The following is a 16,952-nucleotide window of genomic DNA, read 5'->3' as shown; positions in this document are numbered from 1 at the left end:
CGAACGCCATAAAAGTAACCAATAAACATCATTTTGAATAGCGTAATGGGATGAATGGAAGGACGTCCATTGTCTTCACAATAATAAGGAAGAAGCTTTTCTTCAATAAAGCTAAAATCAATTGTCGCTTCAATTGTACGCAAAAAGTGATTGGCAGGAACTAAATCTTCTACAGAAACCGTCACTTGTTCATCTCGATGATTTTTAAGTGCACCCATCATGTTTCATCAACTCCAGTCTTTTTTTATCAGTGTTACCACTGATAAAAAAAGACAGACATAAAAAAGCTGTTGAGAACAAAGTTTCTCAACAGCCTGAGATAAGGAAGCTTCTTCTATGAAGCTTCCTTTTTATTTTTAGTAAATGGGGTGTAAGAATGAATTTACAGATGGAAAAGCTTAAAGAAAGCGTTATTGAGTATATTAACCAACAAGCTCAAACTTACATAGATACAAGTCATGCAATCCACGACCATCCTGAAATCGGAAATGAAGAGAAATTTGCATCTTATCTCTTATGTAAGCTGCTAGAAGAAGCAGACTTTACCGTGGAACGCGGGGTAGCTGGACATGATACAGCATTTTTAGCAAAAAAAGCATCCGCAAGAAAAGGACCGAGAATTGGATTTCTTGCGGAGTATGATGCGCTTCCAGGGCTTGGACATGCTTGTGGTCATAACATTATTGGAACAACTAGCGTAGGAGCAGCCATTGCGCTTAGCCAAGTGCTTGACGAAATAGGAGGAGAGCTTGTTGTGTTGGGCACCCCAGCGGAAGAAGGTGGACCGAATGGAAGTGCAAAAGGAAGCTTTGTGAAAGCGGGCCTTGTGCAAGACTTAAATGCTTGCATGATGGTTCACCCTGGAAAAGAAACGTGTATTACAGGGACAACGCTAGCTGTGGATCCTATTGATTTTGAGTTTTATGGACAGGCATCTCACGCAGCATCAGCTCCTGAAGAAGGCATTAACGCGTTAGATGCGGTTATTCAATTATTCAATGGAGTGAACGCACTTCGTCAACATGTAAAGGATGATGTGAAAATTCACGGCATTATTACAGACGGAGGAACGGCTCCCAATATTGTTCCCGACTATGCAAAAGCGCGCTTTTATATTCGCGCACAAACGCGTAAAGAGTGTGATCAAGTGACGGAGAGAGTACAGCAAATCGCAAAGGGAGCGGCTATGGCAACTGGTGCTAAACTTAACGCATATTTCATTCAAAATAAAGTAGATCATATTCAACTAAACCGCGCTTTTGATCGAGTATTTGAAGAAGTATTTACAGAATTAGGCGAAGACGTAGATACGGCGCATAAGCCTGGAATTGGCTCATCTGATGCAGGAAATGTTAGTCAAGTGGTACCAACTATTCACCCTTATATCAAAATCGGTGCTGAAACGCTGGCTTGGCACACTGATGAATTTCGTGAAGCAGCTAAATCTCCAGAAGGTGACAAAGGGTTACTTCAAGGGACAAAAGGTCTTGCTCTCATTGGCTTACGTTTATTAACTGAAGAGGACACGCTTTGTGCTATAAAAGACGAATTTACGAAGAGGCAGGCAGAGCTAGACTAGAATACACCTTTTCTTTCGTTCTCATAAAAGCTCTCTTTCACTCGTATGATAAAAAGAACGTAAGTGAAAGGGGGACGCACTTATTATTATTGTGCAGGGTCGTGCATTAAATATGAATGCAGTACCATATAGCATGCTTGAAGCTAATAAAGCACAGATTTTGAGAAAAATGGCTCAGTATCAAACAATTTATCGGTATGACAATATTATGCAGTTAGATTTTGAGCTGACTACCCGCCTACGAATTGTAGAAGCATCGTATCTGTTGTATAGAAGTGGTGCGAGATTTGCAACTTTTAAAGAATCTGAATGTAACGAAACATATTGGCTTCGAACCGAAAAAGGAGGATTTAAGCTAAAAGAGAACGTGTTGCCATCCGTCGCATTAAACGATATTTTCTTTAATGGTTCGCTCTATGCGTTTGAATGTGCGGTTGCGATTGTTATGGTTTTTTATAAAGGTGTGTTGGAGAGTATTGGAGAGAGGGATTTTAATCAATTATTTACGAATTTAGTATTATATAGCGGTAAATTTGATGAAGATTTAAATCTTCAAAATCATCATGGTTATGATTTTTTAGAGGGAGACTGCGCTTATTTCAAAAACCCTGATCACCATGAAGATACCCCTCAATGGCAAGGTGAAAATACGATTATCGTTGGGGACGACTTGTATTTTGGACACGGCGTAGGCGTTAAATCCGCTGAAGGAATTATTGAACTGCTAAATGAAAAGAGAAAAGAAAACGCAACAGAGTCTGCTTACTTAACGTCATACATTACGCGTGTTGGTTTCCGCTACCTTAGCCAATTTTATGTTCATCGTGATGTCCTCGTTGAAGTTGATTATGATAAGCTCCCTCTTGTTGTGAGTCAAATAGGCTCAAGCACATACATTGGTTAAGAAAAACCCTCGCTTTCACAAAGCGGGGGTTTCCTATGATAAAGAGTAGAAGTGAACCAATATAATCTGCCTTAGTTGCTATAGAAAGAAGCATACCCTGCTATAATAAACAAAAGAAGCAGCGCAATTGTGATACCGATGATCCACAGCGACAATTTCTTCATAAGGAATACCTCCTCCATTCATTTAAAGAGTAGAAGATGAACCACCTGATGAACCGCTGGCTGTACCATATACAGTTTGACGCTTTACACCAGCTGTTTTGAACCCAACCTTCCAATTCCAATCAATTTGTCCGTAAGCACGGTTAGAAGAGACCCATGTTTTGGAATTTTGTTTTGAAATTGAGACTAGGGGATTGACGTTTTTCACAACTTTTCCGCTCACACTTTGTACGGACGTAACGTTAGATCCACTTGTGGAATAATAGACTGTAGCTTTCACTTGCGTAGTAGTAAACCCTGCAATTTTATACTGTGCTGTATAGGAAGCCGTGCGTGATACACCAGACGATAATGTGGAAAAACGTGACGTTGCATATGCAGATGCTACTGCTGTATTGCTTGTAGGCGCGTCATCGTAATCAACGGATTCCGTTACTTCAATAGAATTAAGTAGCTCGTCTGGGTGATTTAAGTAGTAGATAACTTTTTCTTGCTGTTCAGGAGATAAAGCTGAAAATTGCTCTGCTGAATCTGACTCTCCCTGGGTATTAAGATAAGCAACATATGAAGAAATAGTATATCGCTCAGATCCCGTACTCATTGCTGAAGCGGGTTTTGTTGCAAAAAAAGTGAAGCCTAAAAGTATGATTGATACACAAAAAAGCATTTCTTTTTTTAACATTTGGTGTCGGCCCTTTCCATAATTACTAGGTAAATAGAATCGTAACGACTATTACTTTACCATATTTTCCTGGAAAAACGACAAATTTCTTTTAAAACAATTTAATAATAAATGTGTTGAAATACATCGGAGAAATGTAAATATAAAAAAGTATGTAAGGTTTTCTGACATTTTCCTGGCATTACTGTTAAAAAGAGAATATGATGTATTCAAGATCACATTATTCTCCTGCGATTTCGTATAACCTCTTGAAAAAGGGACTTGGGATTTTTCGTGGATCCACCTTCCTAGCTGCGTAAATCAGCTAGGAATTTTTTTTACCTTTTCAATAGACAGAATAATTAGTTATTTTTGATATATAATGAAACGCAAGAGAACGATGGATTTAAAGAGAGAGTAGGGGGCTTGAAGGAATGCAGCATATTTTAATTAAAAACGCGGAAATTATTACGATGAATGAAAAGAATGACATTGTATATGGAGATCTATACATAGTAGGAGACCGTATCGCTGCCATTGGTAAAGGGTTATCACCGGAAAAAGTCGATAAAGTCATTGATGGAACAAATCGGACAATTGTTCCTGGTTTCATTCATACTCACATTCATTTATGCCAAACGATGTTTCGCGGACAAGGCGATGACTTGGAGTTGATGGATTGGCTTCAAAAGAAAATATGGCCTTTAGAAGCTGCGCATGATGAAGAATCTATTTATTACTCCGCATTATTAGGTATTGGCGAGCTCATTAAAAGTGGCACTACAACTATCGTGGATATGGAAACCGTGCATCATACTGATTCGGCATTTGAAGCTATTGCACAAAGTGGTATTCGCGCCATTGCTGGTAAAGTAATGATGGATAAAAAGGCGGACAACATGCCAAAAACATTACAGGAAACAACCGCTTCCTCAATTGCGGAAAGTGTTAAGCTGCTTGAGAAATGGCACGGATCTTATAATGACCGCATTCAGTACGCGTTTTCTCCCCGATTTGTTATTTCGTGTACGGAAGATTTACTAAGAGAAGTTGCGCACTTATCCGCGACTTACGGTGTGCATGTACATACGCATGCGTCTGAAAACCAGGAGGAAATTCGAATTGTAGAAGAAGAAACAGGCATGCGAAATATTTTATACTTAGATCACTTAGGGTTAGCCAATGAGCGGTTAATTTTAGCACACTGCGTCTGGCTGAATGACCAGGAAAAGGCAGTGATTAAAGATAGAGGAGTAAAGGTGAGTCATTGCCCAGGCTCAAATATGAAACTTGCTTCGGGATTTGCTGAGATTCCACATCTTCATGAACAGGGCATTTGTCTAAGTTTAGGAGCAGATGGCGCGCCTTGTAATAATAACCTCGATATGTTTAATGAAATGCGCCTTGCAGCAACGATTCATAAGCCGTCCTATGGACCTACAGCGATGAATGCGAAGCATGTGCTTGAAATGGCAACGATTGGTGGAGCCAAAGCTGTTGGGCTTGAAAATGAAATTGGAAGTATTGAGGTTGGGAAAAAAGCCGACTTAGCTATGCTGAACCTTTATCAGCTTCATACGTTTCCATCATATGGTGTGGACCCAATCTCGCGCGTTGTTTATTCAGCTACGCGAGGAGATGTGGAAATAACGATGGTGGATGGCCAAATTGTGATGGATAACCGAGTCTTAAAAACAATTGATGAGAGAATTGTTTTAAAAGAAGCCAATGGCACTATCGAGCGTTTATTAAAAAGAGTAGCGCTGCTTACGTCGTAAAAAAGCAGCTAAACTTTTTACTAGTATCGTTAATTTGAAAATTAAAAATAAATAGAATATAAAAAGTTTTATTATGATAACGTTTTCCGCCTTTGCATCTTTCATAATTAGGACTATAATAGGACAAAAGATTTTACTTCAAGATGTGAAAAGTGTACATTCTAGCCATAATAAGTGGTGGAGTTCTCTCTGCCGCTTATTATGTTTTTGTATGAGCTCTAATGAAGAAATTAGTTGTTCAAGACGCCTGATCATCACAGATTGAGGTTATGTTATAACAATAAACAGGGAGGCGCATGTTTTGGAGCGTAGTAGTATATTAGAGCGCGTGTTTAAACTCTCGGAACGTCAAACAACGCCAAAACAAGAAATTTTAGCGGGCTTAACCACTTTTATGACCGTTAGCTACATGGTTATCGTCAATCCGCTTATTTTATCTGACGCTGGTATTCCGAAAGAAGCAGCGTTAGCAGCAACGATTTATGCCATTGTATTCAGTACAATACTTATGGCGCTATGGGCTAACTTTCCAATCGTTACTGGTCCTGGTATGGGATTAAATGCATTCTTTACGTATTCGGTTGTGCTAGGACAAGGCCTATCGTGGCAAACGGCTCTTGGTGCTGTCTTTATATCTGGTATTTTATTCTTTTTATTAACCGTAACCGGTATTCGTAGCAAAATCGTCGATGCCATTCCCAACGTTCTAAAAGCATCAATTGCTGTTGGAATTGGTTTGTTTGTTGCGTTTATAGGATTAAAAAATGCAGGGCTTGTTGTAGCCAATGAATCAACATTTGTTGGCGTTGGAAACGTGTTGGACAAGGGGCCATTATTGACAATATTCGGTTTGATTTTGGCAGCTGTTTTAATGGCTAAACACGTAAAGGGTGCGCTAATTATTAGTATTTTTGCAACGACTGCAGTAGCAATGGTTGTTGGGTTTCAAGCACCACCAACCGCTATCAGCGACGTGTTTTCAGCGACCCCACCAACAATTGGTGACACGTTTATGCAAATGGATTTAAAAGGTGCCATCGCTTACGGGATCTTTTCCGTTGTCTTCTCATTTACAATTGTAGAACTTTTCGATACGCTTGCAACGCTAATTGGTTTATCGAAAAAAGCAAACTTAGTTGATGAGAACGGCAAGATTCCAAATTTAAATCGCGCATTAGCAGCGGATTCAGTTGGAACAATGGCGAGCGCTATCTTCGGTAGTACAGCTTTAAACACGTACATCGAAAATGCAACAGGAATTGCAGAAGGTGGACGTACTGGGTTAAAAGCATTAACGGTAGCTGTTCTGTTTTTATGTACCCTTTTCTTCGCTCCGTTAATCGACTTTATTCCATCGGTTGCAACGGCGCCAGCGCTAATTATTATTGGCTCTTTAATGCTTAGCGATATTAAAAACGTCAACTTTGATGATTTTACGGAAGTGGTTCCAGCGTTTTTAACCATTATTATGATGCCGTTAACTTACAGCATCGCTGAAGGGTTGGCGTTTGGTTTTATTTCGTATACCGCTATTAAGCTCTTCACTGGACGCTACCGAGAAATTCACTGGATGATGTACATTATCACAATTGCTTTTTTTATTAACTTCTATATGATGAGTCATTAAGAAAAGACGCCTTCTGCACGAAAGCAGAAGGCGTCTTTTAGTTTTTCTTAAGAACAAACTCAATAATTTCATCAGCCACTTCTTCAGGTGTTAAGGCATCCGTTACAACTTTTTTATGGTGAGATTGATAAATAGCTTGGCGATTATAAAATAGTTCTTCTATTTCCACTAAACTCTTTCCTTGTAAAACAGGGCGCGTTGGAAGTAAATCATCTAACCGTTCTTTCCAACCGTCAAAAGATAGAGATAAACAAATAACAATACCGTCTTGCAAGCAGGTATCTCGAATGGCAGCTTGTAAAAAAGCGCCTCCTCCAAGAGACAAAACAGTCTTTTTCTTTTTTACAAGCTGCGTAATCGTTTCTTTTTCTTTTTGTCGAAAAAATGCTTCTCCGTGAACGCGAAAAATATCTGTTGTTTGCATGCCCATTTCGGCTTCAATACGCTGGTCCGTATCAATAAATTGAAAATCGAGTTTACGGGCAAGTGCTTGTCCAATCGTTGTTTTCCCCACGCCCATAAATCCAACTAAAACGATGGTTTGATCCATGTCGTAACCTCTTTCTATCTATGAAATATTAATGGAATTATAATACAGACTGAAGTATTTGTAAAAGTAAGATAAATTAGTTTCCTTGTTTTAACCCCATCGATAAATAAACCCGCGTCGTTTTACGATTCGCATACTTTGGGTTATTGCTTCGATTGTATTCAAGAGATTGATGTTTGACATCGTAATGCTTTTCGAAGCTTTTAATCATTTCTTCAATTTCTTTGCTGTCGCCGGCGAGTCGTATCTCGATCATGTATAAGCGCTCCTTTTTCTGTGTAATTGCTACGCTATCATATCACGAAGAGTCGATTTTCGTAATTATTTCGAGTGAAGAATATCTAGAAATTCAACTATATTAGCGTTACAATAGAGAAGTTGAAAATAATGGATAAGAACGGTAGGTTAGGTGGGAGAGTCATTGAATAAGTATAAGATTTACGGTGTTTTAGTATTCGTCATGTTGCTATGGGGGGTAAACGTCGTTGCGTTAAAGCTACTCGTAGGCGCATTTGCTCCCGTTACGATGACGGCTTTTCGAATTCTTTTTGCGGGAATTGCCGTTTTGGTTTTTCTTAAAGTCACAAAGTCACTACGCAAAATTACCCTGAAAGAGCTTTTGTTTATTACGATGGTTGGGTTCTTTAACGTTGTTTGTCATCACTTCTTTTTGTCAACGGGGTTAAAAGAAACCAGTGCATCAAACGGGGCGTTAATTTTAGGCTTGAGTCCAATTTTAACGACAATTTGCGCGGTTTTCTTTTTAGGTACGAGGCTAACATTTTTCCGATTTATCGGCGTAGTGAGCGGTTTTTCTGGAGTTGCTTTTATCGTATTAGCTGGAAGCGGAGCGGTCACAGGTGGAACAAAGGGTGATTTGTTTGTCTTTTTATCAATCTTAACGCAAGCCATTAGTTATGTATTTATTCGACGTGCTTCAACAACGTTGGATGCGCGTTTGATGACGGGGTGGATGCTGGTAACCGGTTCAGCTTTTTTACTTGGGATTAGCTTTATTTTAGAGCCGAATGGATTACAAACGATGGCACAAACAAGAGTGGACTTGTGGCTATTGTTCTTAGGTTCTGCGCTGCTCGCAACAGCATTTGGGCATATGGTCTACAATCAAGCTGTTCAACATATTGGACCGGCAGAGTCATCTATTTTTGTCAATTTAAATCCTTTTTTTGCGCTTGTTAGCTCAGCTATTTTCTTAAAAGAAGAAATACAAGCAGCTCAGCTATTTGGCTTCCTATTTATTGTAGCGGGTGTACTATTAGGTAGCGGTCTAATTGACAAATGGTTCAATCAAAAGAAAAACACGATAAATTCACATGTGTAACCGAGGCATTCTTTTAAAGAATGCTTTTTTCTGTTGACTAACTTGTATATACAGGTTAATATAGAACACACAATACATGTATATACAAGTTTTGAATGCGCTATCTTTTTCTATGCGTTAGGGTAATTAAAAATAAGGGTACTTTTTTATAAGAGATGAAAGCGATAACAAGGAGGAAGAGGATTATGGCTGTAAATCGTACATCTGTTGAGCAGATTATTGAAGCCGTTGGGGGAAAAGAAAATATTTCAGCAGCAACTCATTGCGTAACGCGCTTGCGCTTAGTGCTGCATGATGAAAAGAAAGTAAATGAAGAAGCGCTAAATAATCATGATTTAGTCAAAGGTTTCTTCTCAACAAATGGACAATTCCAGGTGGTCATTGGTCAGGGAACAGTTGATAAAGTATACAAAGAAATGGTAACGATTACAGGTATCGGAGAATTATCAAAAGAAGAAGTGAAAAATGAAGCTGCGAAAAATTTAAACCCATTGCAGCGAGCTATTAAAACCTTAGCTGACATCTTTATCCCAATCTTACCTGCCATCGTAACGGCTGGTTTGTTAATGGGGATTAACAATATTTTAACCGGGGCAGGAATCTTCTATGATGATAAGTCTCTCGTAGATGTTCATACACAGTGGAAAGATTTAGCGAGTATGATCAACTTGATATCAAATACCGCATTTGTCTTTTTACCGGGTCTCATTGGTTGGTCAGCTGTTAATCGTTTTGGAGGAAGTCCGCTACTAGGTATTGTGCTAGGATTAATGCTTGTTCACCCAGACTTATTAAATGCATGGGGATATGGTGAAGCACTTCAAAAAGGTAACATTGATACGTGGAACTTATTTGGGTTAGAAGTTGAAAAGGTAGGCTATCAAGGTCAAGTACTACCTGTATTAGTTGCATCATTAGTACTTGCTAAAATTGAACTCTTTTTAAGAAAGCGAATTCCAGATGGATTTCAGCTTTTAGTTGTAGCACCTGTTGCGCTACTAGTTACTGGATTCCTTGCATTCATTGCCATTGGACCTGTAACGTTTGCGATGGGAAACGTCATTACAGCAGGGGTGGTGTGGCTGTTTGAAACAGCTCCGTTTATCGGTGGTATCATTTACGGTGGGTTGTATGCACCTCTTGTTATTACGGGAATGCATCATACGTTCTTAGCCGTTGATCTTCAGCTGATTGGTAGCATCGGTGGCACGTTCTTATGGCCAATGGTTGCATTATCAAACATTGCGCAAGGGTCAGCTGCATTTGCCATGATGACATTAGCTAAAAACGATGAAAAGCTGCGCGGATTATCATTAACATCAGGAGTATCTGCATGGTTAGGAATTACGGAGCCCGCTATGTTTGGAGTAAACTTACGCTATCGATTTGCTTTTATTTCAGCTATCATTGGTTCCGCTATTGCAGGCGTTATTGTCACAATGAACGGGGTAAAAGCAGCATCAATTGGAGTGGGAGGAATTCCTGCACCGCTATCCATTTTACCAAGTGATTGGGGAGCTTTTTTAATCGGGATGGCAATTGTAGTCGTTGTGCCGTTTGTTTTAACGCTACTTTTTGGAACGTTACAAAAGAAAAAAGCATGATGACAAAATGATTTGTATAGAAAGTGATGGTGATGAAGATGACGCAGCCGTGGTGGAAAAAGTCGGTTGTTTATCAAATTTATCCGAAAAGTTTTTATGATACGTCTGGGAATGGCGTTGGAGATATTAACGGAATTATAGAGAAGCTAGATTATTTAAATACACTTGGGGTTGATGTCGTATGGCTTACCCCAATTTATCAATCGCCTCAGCGCGACAATGGATACGATATTAGTGATTATTTTTCAATTCACAGTGAGTATGGAACGATGGAAGACTTTGAACGCTTATTAACAGAAGCTCATAGTCGCGATATTAAAGTCATTATGGATATTGTAGTAAACCATACATCAACAGAGCATGAGTGGTTTCAGGAAGCGCGAAAATCAAAGGATAATCCGTACCGTGATTTTTACATTTGGAAAGACGAAAAAGAAGATGGCTCTGCGCCTACGAACTGGATTTCTAAATTTGGCGGTTCCGCGTGGGAGCATGATGAACTAACGGATCAATCGTATCTTCATTTGTTCGACGTAACCCAAGCGGACCTAAACTGGGAAAATGAAACGGTTCGTAAGCAAGTGTATGATATGATGCACTTTTGGTTCGAAAAAGGTGTTGATGGCTTTCGCTTAGATGTTATTAACCTAATTTCGAAGGATCAGCGATTTTTAGATGACGACGGGACGGTTCCTCCTGGAGACGGTCGTAAGTTTTATACAGATGGACCTCGTGTTCACGAGTATATGAAAGAAATGAACGAAGAAGTGTTTTCAAAATACGATAGTATGACGGTTGGTGAAATGTCTTCAACCACGATTGATCATTGTATCAACTATACGCGTCCCGACCGCCAAGAATTAAGCATGACGTTTAACTTTCACCATTTAAAGGTCGATTATCCTAATGGTGAAAAGTGGTCAGTAGGTGAATTTGATTTTCTAAAGCTTAAAGAGATATTATCAACATGGCAAGTTGAGATGAACAGAGGTGGAGGGTGGAACGCACTGTTTTGGTGTAACCACGATCAGCCAAGGATAGTTTCTCGCTATGGAAACGACAAGGAATTTCATGAGAAGTCTGCTAAAATGCTTGCTACGACTATTCATATGATGCAAGGTACGCCTTATATTTATCAAGGTGAAGAAATTGGGATGACAAATCCAGGTTTCAATGATATTTCCGACTATCGTGACGTAGAGTCACTTAACATTTATGACATTAAGCGTAACGAAGGCATGAGTGAGAAAGAGATTATTTCAATCTTAAAAGCAAAGTCTCGCGACAACTCGCGCACACCAGTGCAGTGGAATGATAAAGAGCACGCGGGTTTTACGACAGGAGCGCCTTGGATTAATGTTGCTTCCAACTATAGGGAATTAAATGTAGAGCGTGCTTTAGAAGATAAAACATCCGTTTTTTATCATTACCAAGCGCTGATTAAGCTTAGAAAACAGTATGATATTATTACAAGCGGAAACTATGAGCTTATTTTAAGCGATCACCCAGCGCTATTTGCATACGTGCGAAACGGAGCTAATGAAAAGCTGCTCGTAGTGAATAATTTCTATGGGGAAGACGTAACGTTTGAACTACCTGAAACGGTTGATGTTGAAGGATACAAATGCGAAATTTTATTATCAAACTATGATGATTCAGCTTTAGAGTATGCTAAAGTTCAGCTTCGTCCTTATGAATCAATTGTATATCGCCTTAAAAAGTGAACGATGAGTGACAGCTCATCGTTCTTTTTATAAAATAAATGAAGGTAGGTGAAGTCATGAAAGAAAATAAGTTTATGCAAATCTATGAAGAACTAGTGGAAAACATTAAACAGAAGAAATGGCCGCCTCATACGAAGCTACCTTCAGAAAATGAGCTGGTTGTGACGTATAACACGTCTCGTGAAACCATTCGAAAAGCCTTGAACCTTTTATCACAAAACGGCTATATTCAAAAGATTAAAGGCAAGGGATCTTATGTCTTAGAAGTATCTCGCTTTGATTTTCCGATTTCAGGTCTTGTTAGTTTTAAAGAGATGGCAGAAAAACTTGGGCATGAATCAAGAACAGTGGTTGAGGAATTTGAGTTAATTAAGCCTGATAGTGAGTTGTGTACGCAGCTAAACAGTACATCGCGAGACTCAGTTTGGAAGGTGGTACGTGCACGTGCAATAGATGGTGAAAAAATTATCTTAGACAAAGATTTCTTTTTACAAAAAAAGGTTCCTCATTTAACTCGTGAAATTTGTGAAGGGTCTATCTATGAGTACTTAGAAAAAGAAGTAGGTTTAAGCATCAGTTTTGCTAAAAAAGAAATTTCTGTAGATGAAGTAACGGAAGACGATGAGCGCTATTTAGATTTAAAAGACTATACCCACATCGTCGTTGTACGAAATTATGTTTATCTTAACGATGCAAGTTTATTTCAATATACGGAATCGAGACACAGATTGGATAAATTTCGATTTGTAGATTTCGCAAGAAGAGGCATTTAAAGAACTGAGAAGGAAAATTCTCTTAGTTCTTTAGTGCTTTTTCTTTTGCTTGGCTAGATTGTAATCTGTTTCTTTTGGCACAATTATGATTGAAAACTTGAAACAATGAGATTCTTTTGATTAAGTGAAACGTAGTCTGTAATTTTTTTGAGGTAGGAATTGAACGATTACATTCAAGAGACAATAGAAGAGAAGAAAGGAGTGGATAACGAGTGAACACTGAATACAACATTTATCCATTGGGAGATAGCGGCATCGTTGTCTCATTCGGTGAGGTTATTCATCCAACAATACATACAAATATCCAGCAGTTTATAGCAATTCTTGAAGCTAATCGTTTTGAAGGCATGATTGAATATGTACCTGCTTTTACAACTGTAACGATTTACTATAAGCCCCACTACTTTTTTAATCGAATTGGAAAAGCCCCCTATGAAATCGTAAAAAGTAAAGTAGAAGCGCTTCTTCAAATCCCAAAAGCTGAAGGTGAATTAACATCTCGCATTGTTGAAATACCGGTTTGCTACGGTGATGAGTTTGGACCGGATTTAGCCCATGTTGCAAACTATCATCAACTAACGGAAGAAGAAGTAATCAAGGTGCACTCATCAGGAGACTATCTAGTTTATATGATTGGGTTCGCTCCTGGCTTTCCATACTTAGGTGGAATGGACGAAAGGTTAGCCACCCCGCGAAAGGAAAAACCTCAGGCATCTATACCAAAAGGGTCAGTTGGAATTGCAGGAGGACAAACAGGTATTTATCCGCTTGAAACACCAGGAGGTTGGCAAATCATTGGGCGAACGCCACTGTCATTATTTAATCCGCTAGACCATAAACCGGTTCTTTTGCAAGCGGGAGATCAGCTGTTTTGTCATCCTAAAACAAAAATGGGAGAAGTCATTCGTAATCGGCTACTAAATAAGCAAACGGATAAGCCGTTCAAGCAAGCATTTTGGACCATTCATCCCGATTTTTTGCCGCGATATGAAGAAAACCCAACAATTTCAGTTATTGAAGGACCTGAATACGCTTGGTTTACAAAAGAAAGTAAGGCAGGTTTTTTTGACACAAGCTATGCGGTTACTCCTCAATCAGATCGAATGGGGTATCGATTACAGAGTGAGAGTACAATGCTGGAGCGAACAAACAAGCGGGAGCTATTATCAACTGCCGTTACGTTTGGTACCATTCAAGTTCCAAGTGACGGTCAGCCTATTATTCTACTAGCTGATCATCAGACAACAGGTGGTTACCCAAGAATTGGGCAGGTTGCATCAGCTGATTTTTCTACACTTGCACAAATACCTCCTGGAAAACAGCTGCAGTTTCAGAAAATTTCACTACAAGCGGCTCAGGAACGATTCATGAAGCAAGAGCGATTGCTTGAGCACTTAAAAATAATGTTACGAATGAAAAATTAAAGGAGGTTTTAGCATGTTCACAATCGATTTAAACTGTGATCTTGGTGAAAGCTTTGGTTCGTACGTTATCGGAAATGACGAAGCAATGTCGGCTATAAGCTGTTTGGTGTCGTAATGGCGGCAGCTGCGATTACATCCGTCATCGGTTCAGCTTATACATCTGTGTCATTTATTAAATCATTCAATGAAAAAATTGCTCAATATGAAAACTGGGTCATTATCGGTTTCATCACTGTATCAACATTGGTGTTTTTAACAATTGGTCAACCCGTTACCCTCTTAATTTTAGCAGGTGCTCTAAATGGACTAATCTTACCAATTTCGCTTGGCACAATGCTTGTAGCTGCATACAAGAAAAAGATTGTAGGTGACTATAAGCATCCGCTTTGGCTTACCATTTTCGGCTCTTTTGTTGTAGTCATTATGGCTGTTATGGGTGTGTATACGCTCTTTAAGCAGCTTGGACAATTATTTTAACGCAGCAGAGAACTGAGACATAAGTAGTGCAGTCCCTACTAAACCTAACCAATCAAAAGTTTATAACTTTTGATTGGTTAGGTTTTTTGTTTATTCGGAAAAACCAATTTGGAAAAAGGAATGGAGCGTAAGGCACTCGACTCCTGCAGAAGATAGAGAAAAAACTGAAATCGCACAGTTAATCTAAAGATATGGCCATAGCTATTGTTTGTCTTTTAGAAGCAATCATTTTGTTATGTCCCAAACTCTTTTTATGATTTCTAGCATAAATACTCTACTATTCCTCATATGGTAGTTAATAGATTCACATAAAAATACTTAATTGAAATGATAGAACAGCCGGAGGTGGATGATAGAGTATGACGCTATCAAAAGTAAGTAAAGAGTTAGTTGGAGTGTTGCTGCTGCTGTTGTTTGGGTATTGTTTTTTCTTTGTTGATATAGATACAAGTAACTTAGCTATTCCCACATCTTTATTGAACGTCAATACCATCTTTTTAAGCATCGTTTTTGAAGCTATACCATTTATTTTGCTCGGTGTGTTTGCATCAGCACTTATTCAAGTGTTCATATCAGAGCGAGCGATTCAGCGAATGATTCCAAAAAATCCGTATCTTGCACTCGTATCAGCCGTTGTAGTCAGCGCTATCTTACCGGTTTGTGAATGCGCTATTATTCCAGTTGTAAGAAGGCTGCTTAAAAAAGGAATGCCCCTGCATGTTGGAATGGTTATTTTAGTAGGAGCACCCATTCTAAACCCAATTGTATTTGCTTCTACGTTTTATGCATTTCAATCAGATTTATCTATCGTATATAGTCGAATGGGGCTTGCTGTGATTGTTTGTTTACTCATCGGGTTAGCAATTTATTGGACGTTTCGTAATCAAAATCAGCTTAAGGATGTTCACGTCCACGTTCATTCAGATCATGGAAAAGGAAATCGTCTGAAGCAAACGCTTTATCATGCAAGCGATGAATTTTTTGATATGGGAAAATATTTATTATTTGGAGCGCTCGTTGCAAGCCTGTTTCAAACGTTTTTGGATCGGCAGGTTCTTGTCAGCTTAGCCAGCAATGAATACGTATCCTCTGCAGTCATGATGGGATTTGCCTACGTGCTTTCCTTGTGCTCGGAAGCAGATGCTTTTGTTGCGTCATCTTTTGCTCATACGTTTACACCGACTGCGTTGCTTGCCTTTTTAGTATATGGACCCATGATTGATTTGAAAAATACAATTATGCTATTTGCCTTTTTCAAAAAGAAGTTTGCTATCCGGTTTATTCTAATGATTACGGTTATTGTTTACGGAGTTGTGATGGTTTATGGATGGTTAATGGGATGAGGAGGATATTATGAAGCGAATTGATGAACAGTTTATCACCTATATCCGAGGCATTTTCTTAATTGGGTTTGCGCTTTTAATGTTTAAGCTTATTTTAACGGAGCAAATGGTTTACTTTATTGCTCCCAAAATGATGCCGTTTATTTATTTTTCTAGCATTACATTCTTTCTCCTAGGAGTTGTGCAAATTTGGCGAAGCAGCATAAAGGTAGAGGATGGGGGAAGCTGCGCTTGCGAGCATGATCATTTTGAAAAAGGGAAGTTTAAGACCTTGTTTATTTACCTCTTATTTTTACTGCCAATTATGACGGGCTTTTTATTGCCTAATCATTCATTAGGAAGTTCAGTGGCTGAAAAAAGAGGGATTAAGTTTGCAGAAGGAGTGAAAGAAACGCCCACGCCAGAGCAGCGTCAAGAATTGCAGGAAAACGCAGATGCCGAGTTAGAAGAGTATATGAATCAAGTACTAGGAGCGGAAGTAGAAGAACCGCAGGAAGATGGAGAAGTTCCTTTAGAACACCCGGAAGGCTTCGTACCTCAGCAGGTACCAGAAGGCTATTATGAAAAATTAGAAGCTAAGCTAGTCAAGCAAGATCATATTGTAGTAAGTGATAAAGAATATATTCCAATCATGAATATCATCGAGACAAACGTTGGGAAATTTGTTGGCAAGACGATTGAAATAAAAGGCTTTGTGTATCGAGAAGAGGGGTTTAAAAAGGACCAATTCGTAGTCGCTCGATTTGGCTTATCTTGCTGCGTAGCGGATGCATCGGTATACGGAACCCTTTCAACCATTTCAGATGCTACTAAGCTTGAAACGGACGAGTGGATTAAAGTAAAAGGAACCATCGGCCAAGAAGCATATAATGGCGCTTCATTACCGTACCTAAAGATAGAAAAAGTTGAGTCGATTGCCCGCCCAAAAAATCCGTATGTCTATGAAATGTATCAAGGTGAGCAACTGGTAACACCGGGTGGGTCTTGACCATAAAAAAGAGG

16 protein-coding genes and 1 pseudogene are annotated in these 16,952 nt (G+C 39.1%); 13 read left to right on the top strand and 4 right to left on the bottom strand.

Annotated features, from left to right (window positions below; all coding sequences use genetic code 11):
* Window positions 1-221: transposase (locus AS180_RS06855; protein WP_082636355.1), on the bottom strand; the 221-nt coding region annotated here is incomplete at its 3' end.
* Window positions 222-388: 167 nt separating this feature from the next.
* On the opposite strand from AS180_RS06855, the gene AS180_RS06850 reads away from it, so the two are divergent.
* Complete coding sequence (locus AS180_RS06850; RefSeq protein WP_226372939.1) at window positions 389-1,579, top strand: M20 family metallopeptidase; 1,191 nt, start codon at window positions 389-391, stop codon at window positions 1,577-1,579.
* A gap of 91 nt (window positions 1,580-1,670) precedes the next feature.
* Entirely contained in the window at window positions 1,671-2,483 is an 813-nt protein-coding gene (locus tag AS180_RS06845) for a protein-glutamine gamma-glutamyltransferase (protein ID WP_225001871.1), read from the top strand.
* 186 nt (window positions 2,484-2,669) lie between these two features.
* On the opposite strand, the gene AS180_RS06840 is transcribed toward AS180_RS06845, so the two are convergent.
* Window positions 2,670-3,248, bottom strand: a complete 579-nt coding sequence (locus AS180_RS06840) for a hypothetical protein (protein ID WP_035320139.1) — start codon at window positions 3,246-3,248, stop codon at window positions 2,670-2,672.
* 494 nt (window positions 3,249-3,742) lie between these two features.
* Between AS180_RS06840 and AS180_RS06835 the strand changes: the two genes are divergently transcribed.
* Complete coding sequence (locus AS180_RS06835) at window positions 3,743-5,086, top strand: 5'-deoxyadenosine deaminase (RefSeq protein ID WP_025908265.1); 1,344 nt, start codon at window positions 3,743-3,745, stop codon at window positions 5,084-5,086.
* Between the two features lie 301 nt (window positions 5,087-5,387).
* Window positions 5,388-6,713, top strand: coding sequence for an NCS2 family permease (locus AS180_RS06830; protein WP_025908264.1), 1,326 nt, complete (start codon window positions 5,388-5,390; stop codon window positions 6,711-6,713).
* A gap of 37 nt (window positions 6,714-6,750) precedes the next feature.
* On the opposite strand, the gene AS180_RS06825 is transcribed toward AS180_RS06830, so the two are convergent.
* Window positions 6,751-7,263, bottom strand: coding sequence for a shikimate kinase (locus tag AS180_RS06825; RefSeq protein WP_025908263.1), 513 nt, complete (start codon window positions 7,261-7,263; stop codon window positions 6,751-6,753).
* A 76-nt stretch (window positions 7,264-7,339) separates the two neighbouring features.
* Complete coding sequence (locus AS180_RS06820; RefSeq protein ID WP_025908262.1) at window positions 7,340-7,519, bottom strand: YvzF family protein; 180 nt, start codon at window positions 7,517-7,519, stop codon at window positions 7,340-7,342.
* Between the two features lie 165 nt (window positions 7,520-7,684).
* Between AS180_RS06820 and AS180_RS06815 the strand changes: the two genes are divergently transcribed.
* The 9 genes and pseudogenes from AS180_RS06815 to AS180_RS06780 all read left to right on the top strand — a co-directional run bounded on the left by AS180_RS06815 (window position 7,685) and on the right by AS180_RS06780 (window position 16,938).
* Window positions 7,685-8,605 carry a DMT family transporter gene (locus AS180_RS06815; RefSeq protein WP_025908261.1) on the top strand — a complete coding sequence of 307 codons (921 nt, stop codon included), beginning with the start codon at window positions 7,685-7,687 and terminating at the stop codon, window positions 8,603-8,605.
* A gap of 185 nt (window positions 8,606-8,790) precedes the next feature.
* Window positions 8,791-10,209, top strand: coding sequence for a PTS system trehalose-specific EIIBC component (treP, locus tag AS180_RS06810; protein ID WP_025908260.1), 1,419 nt, complete (start codon window positions 8,791-8,793; stop codon window positions 10,207-10,209).
* 38 nt (window positions 10,210-10,247) lie between these two features.
* Entirely contained in the window at window positions 10,248-11,933 is a 1,686-nt protein-coding gene (gene treC, locus AS180_RS06805; RefSeq protein ID WP_025908259.1) for an alpha,alpha-phosphotrehalase, read from the top strand.
* Window positions 11,934-11,989: 56 nt separating this feature from the next.
* Window positions 11,990-12,706 (top strand): trehalose operon repressor, encoded by a 717-nt coding sequence (treR, locus tag AS180_RS06800; protein ID WP_025908258.1) that lies wholly within the window; start codon window positions 11,990-11,992, stop codon window positions 12,704-12,706.
* Window positions 12,707-12,918: 212 nt separating this feature from the next.
* Window positions 12,919-14,130 carry a 5-oxoprolinase subunit PxpB gene (gene pxpB / locus AS180_RS21575; protein ID WP_082636354.1) on the top strand — a complete coding sequence of 404 codons (1,212 nt, stop codon included), beginning with the start codon at window positions 12,919-12,921 and terminating at the stop codon, window positions 14,128-14,130.
* Window positions 14,131-14,143: 13 nt separating this feature from the next.
* Window positions 14,144-14,245: a LamB/YcsF family protein gene (locus tag AS180_RS22365; RefSeq protein WP_226372938.1), complete on the top strand. Its 102-nt coding sequence runs from the start codon at window positions 14,144-14,146 to the stop codon at window positions 14,243-14,245.
* A pseudogene (locus AS180_RS06790) lies at window positions 14,215-14,607 on the top strand (hypothetical protein); the annotation flags it as partial. The gene AS180_RS22365 and the pseudogene AS180_RS06790, both read left to right, overlap by 31 nt.
* A 359-nt stretch (window positions 14,608-14,966) precedes the next feature.
* Window positions 14,967-15,950 (top strand): permease, encoded by a 984-nt coding sequence (locus tag AS180_RS06785; protein WP_025908253.1) that lies wholly within the window; start codon window positions 14,967-14,969, stop codon window positions 15,948-15,950.
* Between the two features lie 10 nt (window positions 15,951-15,960).
* Window positions 15,961-16,938, top strand: coding sequence for a TIGR03943 family putative permease subunit (locus tag AS180_RS06780; RefSeq protein ID WP_025908252.1), 978 nt, complete (start codon window positions 15,961-15,963; stop codon window positions 16,936-16,938).
* Window positions 16,939-16,952 lie beyond the last annotated feature (14 nt).

Origin of the sequence: Priestia veravalensis, assembly GCF_001457055.1 — a bacterium.
GTDB lineage: Bacteria > Bacillota > Bacilli > Bacillales > Bacillaceae_H > Priestia > Priestia flexa.
The sequence above is the reverse complement of the archived record's forward strand: the minus strand, read 5'-3'. Positions and strand labels throughout refer to the sequence as shown.